The following is a 17,450-nucleotide window of genomic DNA, read 5'->3' as shown; positions in this document are numbered from 1 at the left end:
CCGCTGCCGATCGCCTGCGCCGGGACGTCGGATTTTTTCGAGCCGGCCGCGCCGGGGCCTAGATCATGTCCTTGGCCGTCAGCCACCGCATGATGGGCCAGCCGGCGAACACCGGCAGCCAGCAGGTCAGTACCCGGTAGAGCAGTACCGCGGGCACCCCGACCGCAGCGGGCACACCGAAGGCGGCCAGACCGCCGATCAGGGCCGCCTCGACGGCGCCGACCCCGCCCGGCGTCGGCGCCGCCGAGGCCAGGGTGCCGCCGACCATCGTCACCACGGTCACCGTGACGAACGTTGTCCCGCCGCCGAACGCCTCGACGCTGGCCCACAGCGCCAGCGCCGCACCGAGAGTTGTTGCTGCACAACCGGCTACGATCAAGGCCAGCCGCTTGGGCTCGCGCATGAGCTCGACCAGCTCGACGCCGACTTCCTTGAGCTTGGGCCGCACCGCGGTGCCCAGCCAGCGTCGCAGCTTGGGCACGAACAGGAAGGTGCCCAACGCGCCCAGCGCGATACCGCCGATGAGGTACAGCAGTGTCGCGTTCGGGACGAAGTGCGAGAGGTCGGCCGAGGCGCCGGCCGCCACGCTGAAGAAGATCAACAGCGCGACATGGGTGATCACCTGAACCGACTGCTGCAGCGCCACGGCCGCGGTGGCGCGCAGCGCTCCGAGGCCGCCCTTCTGCAGGAACCGGGTGCTCAACGCCAGCCCGCCCACCCCGGCCGGGGTGGTCGTGGCCGCAAAGGTGTTGGCGAACTGCATGATGACCAGGTTGCGAAAGCTGACCAGCCCGGATGCGCACGCCCACAACGCGGCTGCCGCGCCGACGTAGGTCAGGGCGGAGACCGTCAGGCCCAGCAGCGCCCACCACCAGTTGGCGTTGCGCAGTTCGCTGAAGAAGGTGGGTACCGTGCTGATGAACGGGTAGGCGACATAGACCAGCGCCACCAGCAGCACCAGTTGGATGAGCTGCTTGCGGGTAAATCGGGTGATGGTTTCGGCTTTGATCTCATCGGCCCCGGTTTGGCGCTTGACCTCGTCGCGCGCCGCGTTCATGACGGCCTTCGGGTCGGCGACCGACTTGCAGATCCGGGCCGGCACCGCCGCCTTGGTGAGCCGTCGCGACGCGGTGAGCACGGTGTCCTTGCCGAGTGCGTCGACGGCGGCCCGGACGGCGGCCTCGGATCCGAATCGTTCGGTGGTGGTCACCAGCAGCTGGGCGATGTCGGACTGCAGCTGTTCGTCGGTCGCGCCGTACTCGGAGTTCCCGAAGCCGCCGAACAGCACCTTGCCGGCGTCGACGGTGATCTCCTTGAAGCGCAGATCGCCGTGCGAGATCTGGTGTCGTTGAAGCACACCCAGGGCTCCCCAGACCGTGGTCACCACGCCCGGGTCGTCGGTGTCACCGATGGGGGTGCCCGCCGGCGAGGTGTGTGCGTACAACGTCCACCCGCGCTCCAGCGCCGCGACGGCCATCGTCGTGGTGTTGGACACGCCGAGGTCGCCGACCGCGATCGTCATCAATGCACGGTGCTCGACGGCGCGCCGCATGGAGGCCTGCAGCGGCGCGGTTTCGGCGTCGCGCAGGATGAGCCAGCGCCAGAACTGCCGCAGGGCGCCGCCACTGCGCTGGTTGGGTCCGTACATCTCGACGACGACGGTTGCGCCGGTGTCGTCGCGGGCCGACAGCTCCAGCGGTCCGTGCCCGGCCGGGCGCACGACGGTCAGGGTCGTCACCAGGAAACCCCGGCGCGACAGCGCCCGCACCGCCCCGTCGAGCGGAACCTCCAGCGCCGGTGTGCCCACCACCCACACCGTCAGGGCACCGACGAACCAGCCCACCGACAGCCCGAGCAGGGAGCGGGCCGGGACCACCGCGCTGACGACCAGATGGATGGGGACGAAGGCCAGCAGCAGCGTCCACCACCACCGCCGCCAGCGCGCCGGCAGCCACGGTCCCGACACCGTCAGCACGGCGGCCAGCATGGCGATCCAGCGCGGGTCATCCAGGAACTGGGACAGGGTGGTCGAGAGCCGCTCGGAGAGGTCGAAGTGCCAGCGCGGGGCGGCAATTCCGTTTCCGGAGATCGACAATGAGAGCACCGCGAGCAGGCCCGCCGCCCCGTACGCCGCGAACAGCTTCCACTGGCGGGCGGCGAGCAGGCCGATCAGGATCATGAACGGCAGTGCCAGGATGGCCAGCCCGTAGAGCAGATACACCAGGTTGGACTGGGTGGGGGTGAGCACCCCCACGATTCGCGACACCGACTTTTCCAGCCCCACCCAGTCGTTGCGGGTGATCAGGGAACTGGTGACCACGATGGCCAGCACCACCGCCGAGATCACCAGCCGCGCGATGTCGTTGATGCGGCGGGTCAGCGGTTGCAGCACGTTGCCCGAAACGGCAACCTCTCGCCCGTCAACCCGCATCGTTGATCATCCCTGTACGCCGTGGTGCCGCGTCGGCCGCGGCTGCGGCAAACCTATCCCGAGTTCCTGCGGGCGGGTCTGATTGCCGGCGGTGTGTGACGGACCGGCGCCGTGCCGTTGGGCCCTCAGACGAAGCCGATGTAGCCCAGCAGTGCGGCGGCGCCCACCACGATCAGTGGGTTGGTGTTGGTCCGGACGAAGATCAGCGTGGCGACGCCGGTGATCAGGTAGGCCCGCCAATCGTGGTCGGCGGCGCGGCTCATCACCAGGGAGCTAGCCAGGACCAGTCCCACGGTCAGGGGAGCGAACCCCTTTTCCACCGCGGAGCGCAGTTTCGACTTCTCGGCTTTCTGCCACGACATGGTGATGAGGTACATCAGGGTGGCGGCGGGCACGATCATCGCCACTGTCGCGGCCACCCCGCCGATGATCCCGCCCAGCACGCCCGCGACGCCGAGCCCGGCCGCATAGCCGACCAGGGCCACGATCAGGATGCTCGGACCGGGCGCCGCCTGGGAGATCGAGAAGATGTCGGCGAACTGGGAATTGGTGAGCCAGTGATGGCCGGTGACGGCCTGCAGGTGCATGTCGGGCAGCACGGTGTTGCCGCCACCGATCGAGAGCAGCGACAGTGAGCCGAACATGCCGACCAGCGCCAGGTAGGTCTTCATGCCGTCGCGCGTTTCCGGGGCCACGCCCAGATCAGGCCCAGCGGCGCCAGGATCGCCAACGTCTCCAGCAGGGGCCAGCGCAGGACGCCGTTGAGGATGAAGGCGGCCGCGAAGAACACGATGGGTACCGGGCCGGTGAGGCATTTCTTGCCGGTCTTGATCACCATCGTCAGGGTCAGCGCGACCGCGGCGGCCGAGGCGCCGTGCAGCGCCCCTTTGACTGCGGGGATCTCCTTGAACGTGAAGTAGACGAAACCCAGGGCCAAGACGATCGCGACCGGCACCATACACAGCCCCACCAGCGCCGCGGCGGCCCCGGCAAGTCCCTTGACCTTGGTGCCGACGAAGACGGCCAGGTTGACCTGATTGGCGCCGGGGACGATCCGGCACATCGTCATCGCGCTGAGGAACTCTTCTTCGCCCAACCACTTCTTCTGGACGACGATCACTTCCCGCGACCAGGCCGACAGCCCGCCGCCGAACGACGCGAGCGCGATGTGGTTGAAGGTCAGCGCGATTTCCAGTAGCGAGACCTTCTGCAGGGTCGGCCCGGGCTCACTCATGGACCAGGTCGATGTCGTGCGGGAAGTCGTCCTCGACGGGACGGTTGTGTTCCAGCGGGTCCGGCGGTTCGTAGTGGCGCGACAAGGCCCAGTCGCTCTTGAAGATCCCCCGGAGCCGGCCGACGACATCGGGGTCGTCGATGGTGATGCCCAGTTCGCGGCGCAGGTCGAAGGCACTGCGGTCGATGTTCATCGAGCCGACCAGGGCGCTGGTGTTATCCACGATCAGTAGTTTGGCGTGCACTCGCAGGTTCTTCTGCTTGCGCACCTTGACCCCGAACCGGCCCAGCGTGCGCAGCGAGGCGAACGTGTCGAGGATGTCCCACTCGCTGATGCCGTGCTTTCCGCCGCACAGCACCTTGACCGTCACGCCGCGATGGGCCGCCGCCGCGATGTGGTCGAGGATCACTGCGTCCACGTATTTCGGATGCTGAATGTAGAGCCGGCGCTGGGCGGTGTCGATGAACCGGGCCATGTGATAGCGCGAGTTCGAATTGCTCCACAGCAGACCCTCGTAGGACGGGGGAGTGAAATCGCGATGCTGCCAGTCGGCGTTGAATACCTCGACGATCTGCGCCACGTGCAGGGGATCGTGGGTGACGATCCCGTAGTCGCGGGTCAGGGTGAAGTACTTGATCATCAGGTTGAACGTGGCCACCATCGCCGCCGTCTCGTCGACGACGATCGACTTCTCGTGCGTGACATAGAATTTCGGACTCGACCACTGGACTTCGATGCCGGCGTTCTTGAACCGCTCGTAGCTCTCGTCATTAGCCCGGTCACCACCCGAGCGCTGTGGATTGAGCATGATCCGGACATCGACCCCGGCCTTCTTCCGGTCGATCGCGGCCTCGATCAAGCTCGGCTCGGTGAAGGTGAATTGCTTTATCAGCAGCGAGGTTTGCGCGCTCAAAATGAACTCGCGGACCGGTTCCAAACCGTCGTCAGGCTCGACGATCAGGCGCGGAGCGTTAGCAGACATAGGTCTGCGATGCTAGCACCGTAACCTCCGCATCAGTTTGCCGTTAAGCCATTGTTGGGCGCGTCGTGGCTGCCTGTTACCGGCTCACGGCAACGGCGCCGCCGACGGGTCGGGTGTGCCGGGCCCCAAGCCGGGCGGTAGATAGATACCGGGCCCGGGTGCCGTGCCGGGCAGTGGCTGGCCGAGTTGGTCGTCGGGGACCTGACCCAGCAGCGCGCCGCTGAGGCCGCCGCCGGAGTACATCTCGTGCAGGCGATGCAGGAATGCCAGCCGTCCGGTGCCCGGGTCGTCGGCGGAGGGGCCGATGCCGACGTCGGTGACACCCTGTCCTGGTGCGGCCGGCGCGACGTTCTGCGGCAGCAGATAGCGCCCGTCGAAGGCGCTCAGGTCGGGGGCCGTCACCGGGGTCGGCGACCCGGGGGCCGACGGGACCAGGTGCTGCCCCAATAAGAGTCCGGGGGCATAGCTGGACAGGTCGGGCAGGCCCAACGGCCCGACCGGATCGGCGCCGTTCTGCGCCAGTGCGCTGCCGATGCCCGAGCGGGGCGGCGTCGGCTCGGCAGGTGGGGGCGGCGCCGACGGGTCGACCGGCAGCAGATCCGGGTCGGCCATCGCCGGCGGAGCCAGCCCAACGCCGCCGACGGTAAGCCCGATGACCGCGAGCACGCCCGCCAGCCGCTGGCTCATACCGCACGATCTCCTTCGGTTCGATCCTCGCCGATACCGTAATACCCGACGAGAGTCGGATCGGCGGGATTACCGATCAGCCTGGTGGCGCCGGCGCAGGTGGCGGCAAGAGCGCCGGGTCGGCGGGCACGGCGGGGCCGACCGGCGCCGCCGGATCGGGGAGGAATTGTTCGGGCCCGGCCGGGATGTTGGTGCCTGGCGGCGGTGCCGTCCCGGGCAGGGGCTGGCCGAGTTGGTCGGCCGGCATCCGGCCCAACGCGCCATGGAGCATGGCGTGGACGCCCTTGAGCGCGTCGACGCGGGCGAACGGTCCGGGCGGCACACCGGTTTGCAGATCGTACGGAGACGAGGTGGGGTCGTCAGCACCCTGCACCGTGCGGTAGGTCTGCGGGAAGAGCAGTTGGCTGGCGTTGAGGATGTCGGCACTCGGCGGGGCCGCCGGCACTGTACCCGCCACCGCGGGGACCGGTGTCTGCCCGAGCAGCAGTTGATTGCCGGCCGGGCCGCCGAGGTAGCTGGCGAATCCGTTGATCGAGTCCGAGATGGTCCCCGGCGGCGGCAGGATCCCCTGCCCGGGCGGTGAGGGCACCGCTGGATCGACCGGCAGGGCTGGGTCCGGTGGCGGCGGGTCGGCGGCGGCGATTGCCGCCGACCCGAGCGCCGCCCCGGCCGCCAGCAGGCCGGCGGCCGCCCCGGTGACGAGCGTTCTGTGCAGTGGGTGCATACCGGGGTCAGAAGACCTTGGTGACGCCGTAGTAGGCGACGATGTCGTCGGCGTCGGTGCCCGAGCTGGTCAGAACCGCATACGAGCGCAGCGATGACGCGCCGACGCAGTTGTCGACCTTGATGTGGATGTCCTTGAGCGTGACGCGAGCAGAGGTGCCCTTGAACGACTTCTTGTCCACGACAACGTTGGTGACGGTGCCCGGGCGGGGTTCAACCTCGACCTGACCCTGGATCGGGAAGCTGATGGATCCGGGCAGCGAGACACCCGCGGTGGTGAGGCTGCCGTTGCCCAGCGTGGCGCCGATCGAGCCGTTGAGCTTGACCTTGTCCATTTCGACGCCGCAGCCGATCTGGTAGCCGGCCTCCAGCGATCCACCCTGGACCGAACCCGTTGTGGTGCCGGTGAACGTGCCGCCGACGACCCAGTCACGAGAGGCCAGGGACGTCGTCAGGGGAGCGACCGGCAGCTGCGTCTCATCCTTGGCCAGCACCGTCAGCGTGCGGCCGTCGGGAGTCTTGGCGATACCCGGGACCTCAGAGGCGACGGCGCCGTTATCGGGTGGGGGTGGCGGGGTGCCTGCGTCCGAGACGGCCGGCACCGCCGGATCGGCCGGCGGGTCCGCCAACGCGAGGGGAGCCGCTCCCATCGGGATCAGCATGCAAACTGCAGCCGCGGTGGCAAAGCGATGCAACATGTCGTGTCGACGCCTTCCGTCTGAAACTCACTGGGGTTCTGAGAAATGATCAATTGGTGGGGTGTCCAATCGATGAACGCAGCGCCAATAGTCAGCGCCCCTAACTCATCCACTGGGCGTTCCCCGGGTGCTTCCGGTGTGCATATCGGCTGCCCACCGCCGCGTCGGTGACGGGCAGCCGATCTGCGAGAACGACGTTTTTCAGTTGTGGCTAAACCGCTTTGGTGACGCCGAGGTAGGTCACCACGTCGTCGGTGTTATCGGTCGAGCTGGTCAACGTTGCATACGAGCGGATGAAGGACTGGCCCGCGCAGCCGTCGATCTTGACGCGGAAGCCGGTGATGGAAACCCGCGGGCTGGTGCCCTTGAACGACTTCTTGCCGACCGGAACGATGTTCACGGTGCCCGGCTTGAGGTCGATCTTCAGCTGATTGGACAGCGACAGGCCCAGGGTGACTGGGAGCAGCGAGCCGTTCACGAACGGAATGCCGACACCCGGGGTAATACCGGCGGTGGTGATCGACTCGATGTCGTCTTGGATGATGCCGCAGCCGATTTGGTAACCGGCCTCCAAGGTGCCGCCGGCCAGCTTGGTGCTGCCCGAACCGGTGATGGCACCGTTGAAGGTCCCGTCCACCAGGTACTCGCGTGACCACGGCGAATTAGTCAGGGAAGCAACGGGTTCCATGGACTCGTCCTTGCCTGAGACGTTCAGCACCCAGCCGTCGGGTGTCTTGAGGACTCCGGGGGCGCCGGAGGGCACCGGTCCGGCAGGCCCGGGGGGCGCCGGTACGGCGTTGGCGGCAGGTGCCACGTTGGGATCAGCCGGTGGGTCGGCCAGCGCGACCTGAGCCGCTCCCGTCTGGACCAGCAGGCATACTCCAGCCAATGCGGCAAAGCGTTTCAACATGTCGTGTTGGCGCCTCTCGTCGTCGATATCCACGGTGTCGTTCGGAGGAATCATTGAGTTGGAGAGTGTCGCACCGGTAAACACCGCACCAACAACTTCCACCCGGTTCCCATCTACCGGGCGTCATTTCGTTATCCGGCCGTTGCGAAGGCTTTTGGGCCGGATTGCGCGTGGGTCGTTGACGACCGGATCGGTCGGATACGACACCCGATGGATCCCTCGATGGCGCCCCTCGTTCGTTGGTTGTTCACCGTTCGGACAGCCACCCGATCGATCATGGCTAGGTCCTGACCCTGGAGGAGCCCTGACGTCGCGGGATCGGGTTTGGGCTGGTTTGGAACTTCCAGCCGGACGGTTCGGGGGAGCCCACGATCCAGGAGGAAGCGATGAGATCGTCCCTGTTATGCGGTCGCGCACTGGCTGCGGTGATGTTGGTATCGGGGTCGGCATTGTTTGCCGTGCCGACCGCATCGGCGGATCCGGACGCACAGACCGTATCGCCGGCGCCCGCACCAGATCCTGTTCCGGCGAATGTGCCTGTGCCGGACGCTGACCCGATGGCTGTGCCACCAGGGCCGGACATCAGTGCGGTGGCCGATGCCTGCAAGCAGTTCGGCGCCGCACTGGACTTTGCCGCGACGAATTACGAGGACTTCGCCTACAACACGGCCGGCAACGGAAACAACGTGAACTACCAGGATCCCAGCGTGGCGAATGCGAATATCGTTGGCCGTACCGCCTTGCGCGAGGCTGCTTCGGCGGCGATGTCGGCGGCATCGACCCCCGGGTTGCCCGACGATGTTGCTGCGCCTATGCGGTCGTGGTCGCTGCACGCAGCAAAGCTGTTGGTGATCATGGGCATCCGCGGCGGCGGTGACTCGCTGAACGCAACGGCCAACGACATGAATACCGACGCGAACAATGCGCAGATGGCATGCGCACTCAACGGCGGACGCGCCTGACAGTCGGCGCCTTGATTGCCGGCTCACCAATCGCGGTCACATCGACGCACTAACGACGTCGGCCCACCAACGAATCGGCCCCCTTCCTGGGAAGGGGGCCGATTGTCGGTTGGGTGCAACCGCCTGGCTGTTAGCCGCCGGCGCCGCCGGCGCCGCCCTTGCCCGGTACTGGCCCCAGCGAGCCGGTGCCGAGCTGGCCGGTCTTGCCGTTCGTGCCGCCGCCCTTGCCGCCGGTCCCGCCGGTGCCGCCCTTGCCGCCGTTGATCGCGCTGGCACCGCCGTCGGCACCGCTGCCGCCCGCGCCGCCCGAGCCGGTGGCGGCGCCGGTGCCGCCCGAGCCGCCATTGCCGCCGGCACCTCCACTGAACCCGCCGAAGCCGCCGTGGCCGCCGGTGCCGCCGGCGCCGCCGGTCGCGCCGGTCGCACCCTTGCCGCCGTTGCCGCCGGATCCACCGTTGCTGCCGCCCAGGCCGCCCGTGCCGCCGGCGCCGCCCGAGCCGCCGGTAGAGGCTCCAGCGCCGCCGTCCCCACCTGCCGCGCCCGCGCCGCCGTTCCCGGTCAGACCGCCCGTTCCGCCGTTGCCTCCGGCGCCGCCGCTGCCGCCGGCCCCGGTGCCGCTGATACCGCCGCCGCCGCCTGTGCCGCCCGCGCCGCCGCTGCCTGCAACGGTGCCGCCGTTGCCGCCCGCGCCGCCGGTGCCGCCGTTACCGCCTGACGCGGTGCCCAATCCGCCGGCGCCGCCGTTGCCGCCCAAGCCGCCTGACGCCGAGCCGTACTGGCCGCCGTTGCCGCCCGCGCCGCCGTTGCCGCCGTTGGTGCCCTTGCCGCCATCGGATCCGTCGCTGTAGCCGTTGCCGCCGGCACCGCCGGCGCCGGCGCTGCCGCCGCCCACGATGGGCAGGCCCGCGGCGTTGCCGCCGTTGCCGCCGTTGCCGCCGTTGGTGCCGGCAGCGGTGCTGTTGCCGCCGTCGCCGCCCTTGCCGCCGCTGCCGGCGAACAGGCCTGCGGCGCCGCCGGTTCCGCCGTTGCCGCCGGCGATTCCCTTGCCGCCGTTGCCCCCGCCGCCGCCGAACAGCGCACCGGAGCTGGAGCTTCCGGCGAAGAGGCCGCCGTTGCCACCGTTGCCGCCGTTGCCACCGTTGATGGCCGCGCTGAGGGCATCCCCGCCGTTGCCGCCATTGCCGTACAGCCCGGCGCTGCCGCCGTTGCCACCGTTGTAGCCGCTGCCGCCGTTGCCGAACAGCAGGCCGCCCTTGCCGCCGTTGCACGCGGCGCTGGCGCACTGGGTGTCGGCCGCGCTGTAGGTGTAGCCGTTGCCGATGAGCAGGCCGCCGTCGGGATGCTCGGCGGTGCCGTTGCTGACGAAGATCGAGACGAAATCACCGATGGGGTTGCCGGTGGCCGAGGCCAGCACGCCGGCGGCGGTCGCCGTGGAGAACCCCGACGCGGTGCTCAAGCTGGTGCCGCAGCCGGCCAGACTGATCGGGCAGTCGACGGAAGCCAGCTTGATGGCCGGCGATGCCGTCTTCGGGGTCGAGTCGGTGGTGGCGAGCAGGAAACCCGCGCCGACCATCGCCGCACCGGCGACGCCCGTTGTGACGAAGGCCGGCGTAGCCACGCGGGTCGATTTCTTGCGGTGTCTGGACAAGTTCTTCAATTCCCTTCGGAGAAGACGTTTCGCCGGCGAATGCGGCAAGTTGTCACTGCGAAAGAAATCCAAGGGGGTGCCCCTTACCCTGGACTGGACCCCACTTGGCTCACCGCCGAACTTCGGGCAAACGTGAGCTGAACTTGAGCTTGCAGGACCGCCGTGCTGCTATTTGCAGAGCTCGGCGATCCGATTATTGGCGGTTTCGGCGTCGCGGAGGCGGGCGGCCTGCGCCGGGTCGCTGTTGGCCATGCCGGCTAGGGCGTTCATCGAGATGTCCTGCAGCTGGGAGGCGAAGCTGCGGATGGCGTCGGCGAGATCGGCCGGCGTTTCCGTGTTCACGTGAGCCAGCAGGTACGTTGCGCCGCCGGACATGGCGAGTCTGGCGTTGGCGGCGATACCCTGCACGGCGGCCGGGTCGGCGCCGGCGTCGGCGTGGGTTTGCAAGGACACCGCCGAGGTGACGGTCCGGTATGCATCGCAGGCATTCGCCTTGGGATCGCCACCCTGTGCCGCGCTATCCGGCGTGCGGTCCGCTGTGGTGTTCGGCGTTGCCGGCCGCAGCACCGCCCAACCAGCCAGGGCCGCGGCGATCAGCGAAACCACCAGCGCTGTGGGCGCGATCCAGCTCGTGGCCGATCGTGGGGCGGTGTGAGAAGCGGGCGACGCTTCCGGCTTCGGGGTCGGCTCCGGCATGTCGACGATCCTAGTCCCGGGGCTTTAGCAAATTCCGCGGGCGTAGGCTCCTGGTAGCAGACAAGGTGGGTTGGTGCTGATGATGCCCTTCTGGCGACGAGCCGCTCATGTGATGGGTGGTGCCATGGTCGCAGCGGCTTTGGTCGGCGCACCGCCGGTGGCGACGGCCGACGGTTGTCCGCCCGGGCATGTCAACAATCAGTACACCGGCCAGTGCTACCTGCAGGGGAGCGCCCCGACCATCAACGGTGTGCCGTGCGTAGCCAGCAATCTCGGTCTGTGCCAATCGTTTCGGCAGAATCAGCAGCCGCCGCGAAAGCCCTACACCTCGATCGGGTGAGGCGGACAATCAGGAGCGTGTCACCGTCTTGGTGATCAGCCGCTGCACCCAATTGGGCGTCACCTGCGATAGCGCGGCAAATACACTCGTCTGGCGCCCGACCGGATAGTGCACCCTGGCCAGCCGGCCGCGGCCGGCATGGGTGGCCGAGTACACGGCGGCGGCCACATCGTCGGGGGTGAGGTTGACCCCCAGCGACTTGGTGCTGCCGGTCTCGACGCCGTCGGTCATGGCCGTTTTGACGAATAGCGGCCACGTCGCCAACACCCTGATCCCGTAACGGCGCCATTCCAGTTCGAGCGCCTCGGTCAGCGCGCGCAGGGCGAACTTGGTGGCTGAATAGGTGGCCAGTTCGGGCTGGCCGTAGATGGCCGATGCCGAGCACATGTTGACGACCTGGGCGTGGGCGGTGTCGCGCAGATAGGGGAAGGCGGTGTGCAGTCCCACCAGCGCGCCGTAGAAATTGATGTCGACCATCTGGCGGTGTGTCGTGAGCGGGACATCGGCGAACGCGCCGGTGGTCAGTACCCCGGCGTTATTCACCAGGATGTCGAGTTGGCCTGACGGGCCGGCGAATTCGCCGAGTCGGGCCGCCCAGTCCTGTGCGTCGGTGACGTCAAGTCGGCCGATCTCGATATCACCGCCGTGGTCGGTGATCTCGGCGCGGAGGGTGGCAAGCCCACCGAGATCGACGTCGTAGGCGCCGACGCGATAGCCGTGCCGCGCGAACGTCAGCGCCGTCGCCCGTCCGATGCCCGCGGCGGCGCCGGTGATGAAGACGGCCGGTGCTGCCATCTCAGACGACCCGCAGCGTCGGCGCCGGCGGCGCGGCGGGCGGTTCCGCGGCGATTCGGGTGGTGGCCGCCGCCATCGCCGTGTCGACCCGGAGGGCCGCGCTCTGACAGGCGGCGGTGGCCTTGCGGCCCAGACCGTCGACGTCGTCGGCGGCGTTGCGCAGGTACGCGGTCAGGTTGACCCGCAACCGCTCGCCGGCGTGCGCCAGCCTGGTGCGAAACCGGTCATCGACTGTGACGGTGACGTAGGGCAGTTCCAGCTTGATCATGTGCGCCTCCCAGAGCCGTTCTGTCGAATGTAGACGAGCCGCCCGAGTGTGGCGTCGGCCAATCAGCCCTTCGCCCAGCTGTGCGCCCGGCCCTGTTCCCGATACCAGTCGATGAGATCGGGCTGGTCGACCGACCGTGGGTCCAGCGACACGTCGGCGTGGCCGGCCATGATCGCGGTCACCGGCACCTCGAGCTTCTTGCCGGTGCGGGTGTGCGGGATCCCCGGTGCTTCGATGACATCGTCGGGCACGTGCCGCGGCGACAGCTTGGTCCGGATCGCCGACCGGATCGTGGTAACGAGGTCGTCGTCGAGCGAGTGACCCTCGGCGAGCGTCACGAACAACGGCATCCAGTAGGCACCGTCGGGACCGTCGATGCCGAGGACGAACGCCTCGGTCACCGCGTCGATCGCTTCGACCACCTCGTAGATGTCCGCCGATCCCATCCGGATGCCGTGCCGGTTGAGGGTGGCGTCGCTGCGGCCGTGGATGATCAGGGCACCCGAGTCGGTGACGGTCACCCAGTCGCCGTGTCGCCAGACGTCCGGAGCCGGACCGTCGGCCCAGTGATGGTCGAAATATGCGGCGCGGTAACGAGATCCGTCGTCATCGTCCCAGAAGCCAACCGGCATCGACGGCATCGGCGCGGTGATGACCATCTCGCCGACCTCGCCGATGAGCGGTTGCCGGTGCGGTGACCAGCTGTGCAGTGCCACGCCGAGGTAGCGGGTGGTGAGCTCGCCAGCGACCACCGGCACACCCGCGGTACCGCCGGCGAACGCCGTCACCACGTCGGTCCCGCCGCTGATCGAGGACACCGTCACGTGCTCGCCGACCTCGGCATACACCCAGTCGAACAGCTCGGCCGGCAGCGGTGAGCCGGTACTGCCGATCGTCGTCAACCGGTGCAGGTCGTGGGCGGCGCCCGGATGTAGACCGGCCTTGCGGGAGGCCAGCAGGTGGCCGGGGCTGGTACCGAAGTAGGTCACCTTCTCGTCCTCGAGCAGCTGCCACAACCGATCGGCATCGGGATACAGCGGGTGGCCGCTGTAGCAGACCACCGTCGCCCCGCACATCAGGCCGGCGATGCGGAAGTTCCACATCATCCAGCTCAACGCGGTATGCCAGAAGAACACGTCACCCGGGCGCAGATCCGCGTGCAGGGCAGCCGCTTTCAGGTGCTCGAGGATGACGCCGCCGTGCCCGTGCACGATGCCCTTGGGTTTGCCGGTGGTACCGGAACTGAACAGCACCCACAGCGGGTGGTCGAAGGCGACCGTGGTGACCTCCGGGTCGACGGGCCGGGCGATCAGAGTGCGGAAGTCGTCGCTGCCCAGCACCAGCAGGTGGGGATCGCCGGGCAGCAGATCTACCAGTTCGGCGGTGTCTGCGCGCTTGTCGATCCAGCGCCCGCCGAGGCGATACCCGTCGGCGCTGAACAGCACCTTGGGCTCCAGCTGGGCCAGCCGGGACGCGGCGCCCTGGGGCGCGTAATCCTGTCCGCACGCCGACCACACCGCGCCGACCGCGGCGGTGGCCAGAAAGGCGACCATCGCGTCGGCGACATCGGGCAGATAGCCGGCTACCCGGTCGCCGGGACCGACGCCGAGCCGACGCAGTTCAGCGGCGACCGCGCCGGTTCGCCCGGCCAGCTCCGCCCAACCGATCTCGGTTCGGGTCCCGTCCTCATCGATGCCCACGATCGCCGCACCGCTGCGCGATCGATGCCGCAGGATCTGGTCGACGTAGTTCAGCCGGACGCCGGGGAACCACTGTGCACCGGGCATCGAGGCGTCGGCGAGCACGCCCTGCTCGCCCGGGGCGGGGCCGGTGTCAGCGATGACGTCGAAGTACTCCCAGGCCGCCCGCCAGAATCGCGCCGGGTGATCGACGGACCACTGCCACAGGTCGGGGTAGTCCCCGACCGGCGCGCCGTGGGCCGCGGCCGCGGTGCTGGCGAACCGTCTCCACTGGGGTTCGGTGCCCGTGTCGGGCTCGTCGGTGCGCGGCACTGCACTCCTTCCACCGCCCTCACCCATGCGTGTCGGCCGAGACGGCACGGGTGGTACGGGCACTCTCCCGCCGGTAAACGCGGGCCTTCGGTCAACATTCTGGCCTGGGCCCCGCTCAACCCGACACGCGGCCACCGTGACCTGGACCTTGCTGAGCCGGTACGGCGACCGTGACCGCGCTGGGGCGCCGGGGCCGCCAACCGTATGGTGATCCGATGACGTCTGCTGACCAACCGCCAGCCCCGCTGGCCGGCGTCACCGTCGTAGCACTGGAACAGGCGGTGTCGGCGCCGATGTGCACCCGGGTCCTTGCCGACTTCGGGGCCCGCGTGATCAAGGTGGAGAACCCCGCCGGCGGTGACTTCGCCCGCCACTACGACGACGTCGTCAATGGTCCCGGGGGGCTGGCCGCCCACTTCGTCTGGGTCAACCGCAACAAGGAATCCGTTGCGCTGGATCTGAAGTCGGCCGAGGGCATCGAGATCCTGCATCGCCTGCTGGAGCGTGCCGACGTGCTCGTCTCGAATCTGGCGCCGGGTTCGACCGCGCGGCTGGGCATCTCAGCCGAGCAACTTCGTACCAAGTACCCCGACGTCATCGTGGTCGAGATCGACGGGTACGGCGCCGGCGGGCCGTTGTCGCACAAACGCGCCTACGACCTGCTGGCCCAGTCGGAATCCGGGTCCTGCGCGGTGACGGGGTACCCGGGTCAGCCGGCCAAACCCGGGCCGCCGATCGCCGATATCTCTACCGGCCTGTATTCCGCGCTGTCGATCATGGCCTTGCTGTACTCGCGCGACCACCGAGACCGGCGTGGCGGCGCGGTCAACGTGAGCCTGTTCGACACGATGATGGATCTGATGGGCTACCCACTGACCTACACCCAGCACTCCGGCATCGACCAGCAGCCGCTGGGAATGAGTTCTCCCGCTGTCGCGCCGTACGGCGCCTACGACACCGCCGACGGTCGGACGGTCGTGCTGGGTACCACCAATGACCGGGAATGGCAGCGGCTGGCCCGCGAGATCATCGAGCGCCCCGACCTGGCCGGCGATGCGCGCTTCGCCACCAACGCCGGTCGGGTCGCCAACCGCGCGGAGCTCGATGAGGCGATCCAAAGCTGGTGTAACAAGCATGATCTCGTTCATGTGCAGAAGACCGCCGATGCGGCCGGAATCGGCAACGCCCGGTACAACCTGCCCAGCGAGGTGTTGGACCACCCGCAGTTGAGTGCGCGGGACCGCTGGCGCGCGGTGCAGACCGCCGCCGGACCGATCAGGGCCATCCTGCCGCCCCCGATCATCGAAGGTTACGAGCAGCCGATGGGTCCGGTGCCCGGACTCGGTGAGCACACCGAGGCCATCCTGAGCGAGTTCGGGTTGTCTGGCCCAGCGATTCGCCGGTTGCGCGATCAGGGCGCCATCTCATGAACGGGAGCAACGATGCGTGACGCGGTGATCGTCGAGGCGGTACGTACCCCGGTTGGCAAGCGCAACGGTGGCCTGTCCGGGATGCACGCGGCCGACCTGTCGGCGGTGGTGCTCAACGCACTTGTTGGGCGTACCGGCCTCGACGCTTCGACGGTCGATGACGTCGTGTGGGGCTGCGTGTCACAGGTCGGTGACCAATCCAGCAATATCGGCCGGTTCGCCGTGCTCGCCGCGGGATGGCCGGAATCCATCCCGGGAACGACGGTGAACCGGGCCTGCGGATCCAGCCAGCAGGCGCTCGATTTCGCCGCGCACGCGGTGATGTCGGGGCAGCAGGATGTCGTCGTCGCCGGGGGCGTCGAGGTGATGAGCCGGGTGCCGCTCGGGTCGGCTCGAGCCACCGGTATGCCATACGGGCCCAAAGTGCTTGAGCGCTATCACGATTTCTCGTTCAATCAGGGTTTCTCCGCGGAACTCATCGCCCAGAAGTGGGGATTGGCCCGTACCCGCCTCGATGAGTACTCGGCACGCTCACATGAGCTCGCCGCGGCCGCCCAGGATGGCGGCGCCTTCACCGACCAGATCGTTGCGGTGGCCACCGGCGATGCAGTGGTCACCGCCGACGAAGGGATTCGGCGGGGGACCACCGCGGAGAAACTGGCGGCACTCAAACCGGCGTTCACCGAAGACGGGGTTATCCATGCCGGCAACTCGTCGCAGATATCCGACGGTGCGGCCGCACTGCTGGTGACGACCGCCGAACACGCTGTCGCGCAGGGCTGGACCCCCATCGCGCGTTACGTCGCCGGTGCCGTCGCCGGTGCGGATCCGGTGCTGATGCTCACCGGGCCGATCCCGGCGACGCAGAAGGTGCTGGCGAAGGCCGGCCTGGGCATTGGTGACATCGGTGTGTATGAGGTCAACGAGGCGTTCGCGCCGGTACCGCTGGCCTGGCTGGCCGACACCGGAGGGGACCTCGACAGGCTCAACCCGCTGGGCGGGGCCATCGCATTGGGGCACCCGCTCGGCGCCTCGGGGGCAGTGCTGATGACGCGAATGCTGCACCACATGCGCGCGACCGGTGCTCGGTTCGGATTGCAGACGATGTGTGAGGGCGGCGGCACTGCCAACGCCACGATCGTCGAGCTGATCGGCTGAGCCACGGCCCAGCACGCCGGGGCCTTTCCGGTGCATTGACGCGGCTGCGCGCTTACCCGAGTCGGGTCGCCGCGCGCTGTTGTCGTTGACCAGTGTGAATTACAGTTTGCTGACCCATCTCAACGCGCCGCCAGACAGTTCTCAGCAATTCCTAAGATAACTCTTCATTTAACTGAGAGGCCTCGTGGCTAGCTAACTGATAATTGGCAGTAGAGACCAATATCAGCAACACGCATAGCGAACTTGTAGCCCGCTACCACCAGGAAAGTAGGCGAACTGCTCGCACTCCTGGCGACGCAACCGGTGGAGCCGGTATTCACGCTTAGTTGACGTCGGAACAACGCGACAGGGATGTTCCCCGTGCCGGGTGAGTTCAAACCACCCCGGCTGAACTCGGTCCATGGCGGGTCGACGGCCCGGGCCGCGGCGGGTTCGGGGCGGCTGGGCCACTGCCCGGGGCCGACTGTCCGCGCCGG

General features: G+C 68.3%; 17 protein-coding genes. 4 read left to right on the top strand and 13 right to left on the bottom strand.

The genetic code is table 11. The annotated features are described in order from the left end of the window. Positions 1 to 58: 58 nt before the first annotated feature. From ADBZ9K_RS08950 to ADBZ9K_RS08915, 8 genes are all read right to left on the bottom strand, one after another. Entirely contained in the window at positions 59 to 2,431 is a 2,373-nt protein-coding gene (locus ADBZ9K_RS08950) for a lysylphosphatidylglycerol synthase transmembrane domain-containing protein (protein WP_526619722.1), read from the bottom strand. Positions 2,432 to 2,556: 125 nt separating this feature from the next. Further along, positions 2,557 to 3,102 carry a chromate transporter gene (locus ADBZ9K_RS08945; protein ID WP_526620844.1) on the bottom strand — a complete coding sequence of 182 codons (546 nt, stop codon included), beginning with the start codon at positions 3,100 to 3,102 and terminating at the stop codon, positions 2,557 to 2,559. After that, on the bottom strand, positions 3,099 to 3,665 hold the full coding sequence (locus tag ADBZ9K_RS08940; RefSeq protein WP_526619721.1) for a chromate transporter: 567 nt from the start codon (positions 3,663 to 3,665) through the stop codon (positions 3,099 to 3,101). Before ADBZ9K_RS08940 ends, ADBZ9K_RS08945 begins: the two co-directional genes overlap by 4 nt. Beyond that, positions 3,658 to 4,647, bottom strand: a complete 990-nt coding sequence (locus ADBZ9K_RS08935) for a phospholipase D-like domain-containing protein (RefSeq protein WP_526619720.1) — start codon at positions 4,645 to 4,647, stop codon at positions 3,658 to 3,660. The genes ADBZ9K_RS08940 and ADBZ9K_RS08935 overlap by 8 nt, the downstream gene beginning before the upstream one ends. An 84-nt stretch (positions 4,648 to 4,731) precedes the next feature. After that, positions 4,732 to 5,334 (bottom strand): hypothetical protein, encoded by a 603-nt coding sequence (locus ADBZ9K_RS08930; protein WP_526619719.1) that lies wholly within the window; start codon positions 5,332 to 5,334, stop codon positions 4,732 to 4,734. Positions 5,335 to 5,410: 76 nt separating this feature from the next. After that, on the bottom strand, positions 5,411 to 6,058 hold the full coding sequence (locus ADBZ9K_RS08925; protein ID WP_526619718.1) for a hypothetical protein: 648 nt from the start codon (positions 6,056 to 6,058) through the stop codon (positions 5,411 to 5,413). 7 nt (positions 6,059 to 6,065) lie between these two features. Then, complete coding sequence (locus ADBZ9K_RS08920) at positions 6,066 to 6,755, bottom strand: MspA family porin (protein WP_526619717.1); 690 nt, start codon at positions 6,753 to 6,755, stop codon at positions 6,066 to 6,068. A 211-nt stretch (positions 6,756 to 6,966) separates the two neighbouring features. Further along, entirely contained in the window at positions 6,967 to 7,665 is a 699-nt protein-coding gene (locus ADBZ9K_RS08915; RefSeq protein WP_526620843.1) for an MspA family porin, read from the bottom strand. Between the two features lie 557 nt (positions 7,666 to 8,222). Between ADBZ9K_RS08915 and ADBZ9K_RS08910 the strand changes: the two genes are divergently transcribed. After that, the gene (locus ADBZ9K_RS08910) at positions 8,223 to 8,627 is read left to right on the top strand and encodes an Rv2240c family protein (protein ID WP_526619716.1); all 405 of its coding nucleotides are present in this window, start codon (positions 8,223 to 8,225) and stop codon (positions 8,625 to 8,627) included. A 130-nt stretch (positions 8,628 to 8,757) separates the two neighbouring features. On the opposite strand, the gene ADBZ9K_RS08905 is transcribed toward ADBZ9K_RS08910, so the two are convergent. Beyond that, positions 8,758 to 10,041 carry a hypothetical protein gene (locus tag ADBZ9K_RS08905; RefSeq protein ID WP_526620841.1) on the bottom strand — a complete coding sequence of 428 codons (1,284 nt, stop codon included), beginning with the start codon at positions 10,039 to 10,041 and terminating at the stop codon, positions 8,758 to 8,760. Between the two features lie 402 nt (positions 10,042 to 10,443). Then, positions 10,444 to 10,971, bottom strand: a complete 528-nt coding sequence (locus ADBZ9K_RS08900; protein WP_526619715.1) for a hypothetical protein — start codon at positions 10,969 to 10,971, stop codon at positions 10,444 to 10,446. Between the two features lie 73 nt (positions 10,972 to 11,044). Here ADBZ9K_RS08900 and ADBZ9K_RS08895 point away from each other — a divergent pair, with 73 nt between their 5' ends. Then, positions 11,045 to 11,311: a hypothetical protein gene (locus ADBZ9K_RS08895; RefSeq protein ID WP_526619714.1), complete on the top strand. Its 267-nt coding sequence runs from the start codon at positions 11,045 to 11,047 to the stop codon at positions 11,309 to 11,311. 9 nt (positions 11,312 to 11,320) lie between these two features. Here ADBZ9K_RS08895 and ADBZ9K_RS08890 read toward each other — a convergent pair whose 3' ends face one another. The 3 genes from ADBZ9K_RS08890 to ADBZ9K_RS08880 all read right to left on the bottom strand — a co-directional run bounded on the left by ADBZ9K_RS08890 (position 11,321) and on the right by ADBZ9K_RS08880 (position 14,413). Continuing rightward, positions 11,321 to 12,106, bottom strand: coding sequence for an SDR family oxidoreductase (locus tag ADBZ9K_RS08890; protein ID WP_526619713.1), 786 nt, complete (start codon positions 12,104 to 12,106; stop codon positions 11,321 to 11,323). A 1-nt stretch (position 12,107) separates the two neighbouring features. Further along, the gene (locus ADBZ9K_RS08885) at positions 12,108 to 12,374 is read right to left on the bottom strand and encodes a hypothetical protein (protein WP_526619712.1); all 267 of its coding nucleotides are present in this window, start codon (positions 12,372 to 12,374) and stop codon (positions 12,108 to 12,110) included. Between the two features lie 62 nt (positions 12,375 to 12,436). Next, complete coding sequence (locus tag ADBZ9K_RS08880; RefSeq protein WP_526619711.1) at positions 12,437 to 14,413, bottom strand: acetoacetate--CoA ligase; 1,977 nt, start codon at positions 14,411 to 14,413, stop codon at positions 12,437 to 12,439. A gap of 188 nt (positions 14,414 to 14,601) precedes the next feature. Here ADBZ9K_RS08880 and ADBZ9K_RS08875 point away from each other — a divergent pair, with 188 nt between their 5' ends. Beyond that, complete coding sequence (locus ADBZ9K_RS08875; protein WP_526619710.1) at positions 14,602 to 15,816, top strand: CaiB/BaiF CoA transferase family protein; 1,215 nt, start codon at positions 14,602 to 14,604, stop codon at positions 15,814 to 15,816. A 12-nt stretch (positions 15,817 to 15,828) separates the two neighbouring features. Beyond that, positions 15,829 to 16,974, top strand: coding sequence for a thiolase family protein (locus ADBZ9K_RS08870; protein WP_526619709.1), 1,146 nt, complete (start codon positions 15,829 to 15,831; stop codon positions 16,972 to 16,974). The last annotated feature ends 476 nt before the right edge of the window (positions 16,975 to 17,450 follow it).

The organism is Mycobacterium sp. (assembly GCF_965229265.1).
Classification (GTDB): Bacteria; Actinomycetota; Actinomycetes; order Mycobacteriales; family Mycobacteriaceae; genus Mycobacterium.
This window is presented reverse-complemented; position numbering and strand designations above follow the sequence as displayed.

Coding starts and splice junctions, on each gene's coding strand:
- ADBZ9K_RS08950 (WP_526619722.1), bottom strand. CDS start 2,431: ATGCGGGTTGACGGGCGAGAGGTTGCCGTTTCGGGCAACGTGCTGCAA.
- ADBZ9K_RS08945 (WP_526620844.1), bottom strand. CDS start 3,102: ATGAAGACCTACCTGGCGCTGGTCGGCATGTTCGGCTCACTGTCGCTG.
- ADBZ9K_RS08940 (WP_526619721.1), bottom strand. CDS start 3,665: ATGAGTGAGCCCGGGCCGACCCTGCAGAAGGTCTCGCTACTGGAAATC.
- ADBZ9K_RS08935 (WP_526619720.1), bottom strand. CDS start 4,647: ATGTCTGCTAACGCTCCGCGCCTGATCGTCGAGCCTGACGACGGTTTG.
- ADBZ9K_RS08930 (WP_526619719.1), bottom strand. CDS start 5,334: ATGAGCCAGCGGCTGGCGGGCGTGCTCGCGGTCATCGGGCTTACCGTC.
- ADBZ9K_RS08925 (WP_526619718.1), bottom strand. CDS start 6,058: ATGCACCCACTGCACAGAACGCTCGTCACCGGGGCGGCCGCCGGCCTG.
- ADBZ9K_RS08920 (WP_526619717.1), bottom strand. CDS start 6,755: ATGTTGCATCGCTTTGCCACCGCGGCTGCAGTTTGCATGCTGATCCCG.
- ADBZ9K_RS08915 (WP_526620843.1), bottom strand. CDS start 7,665: ATGTTGAAACGCTTTGCCGCATTGGCTGGAGTATGCCTGCTGGTCCAG.
- ADBZ9K_RS08910 (WP_526619716.1), top strand. CDS start 8,223: ATGGCTGTGCCACCAGGGCCGGACATCAGTGCGGTGGCCGATGCCTGC.
- ADBZ9K_RS08900 (WP_526619715.1), bottom strand. CDS start 10,971: ATGCCGGAGCCGACCCCGAAGCCGGAAGCGTCGCCCGCTTCTCACACC.
- ADBZ9K_RS08890 (WP_526619713.1), bottom strand. CDS start 12,106: ATGGCAGCACCGGCCGTCTTCATCACCGGCGCCGCCGCGGGCATCGGA.
- ADBZ9K_RS08885 (WP_526619712.1), bottom strand. CDS start 12,374: ATGATCAAGCTGGAACTGCCCTACGTCACCGTCACAGTCGATGACCGG.
- ADBZ9K_RS08880 (WP_526619711.1), bottom strand. CDS start 14,413: ATGGGTGAGGGCGGTGGAAGGAGTGCAGTGCCGCGCACCGACGAGCCC.
- ADBZ9K_RS08875 (WP_526619710.1), top strand. CDS start 14,602: ATGACGTCTGCTGACCAACCGCCAGCCCCGCTGGCCGGCGTCACCGTC.
- ADBZ9K_RS08870 (WP_526619709.1), top strand. CDS start 15,829: ATGCGTGACGCGGTGATCGTCGAGGCGGTACGTACCCCGGTTGGCAAG.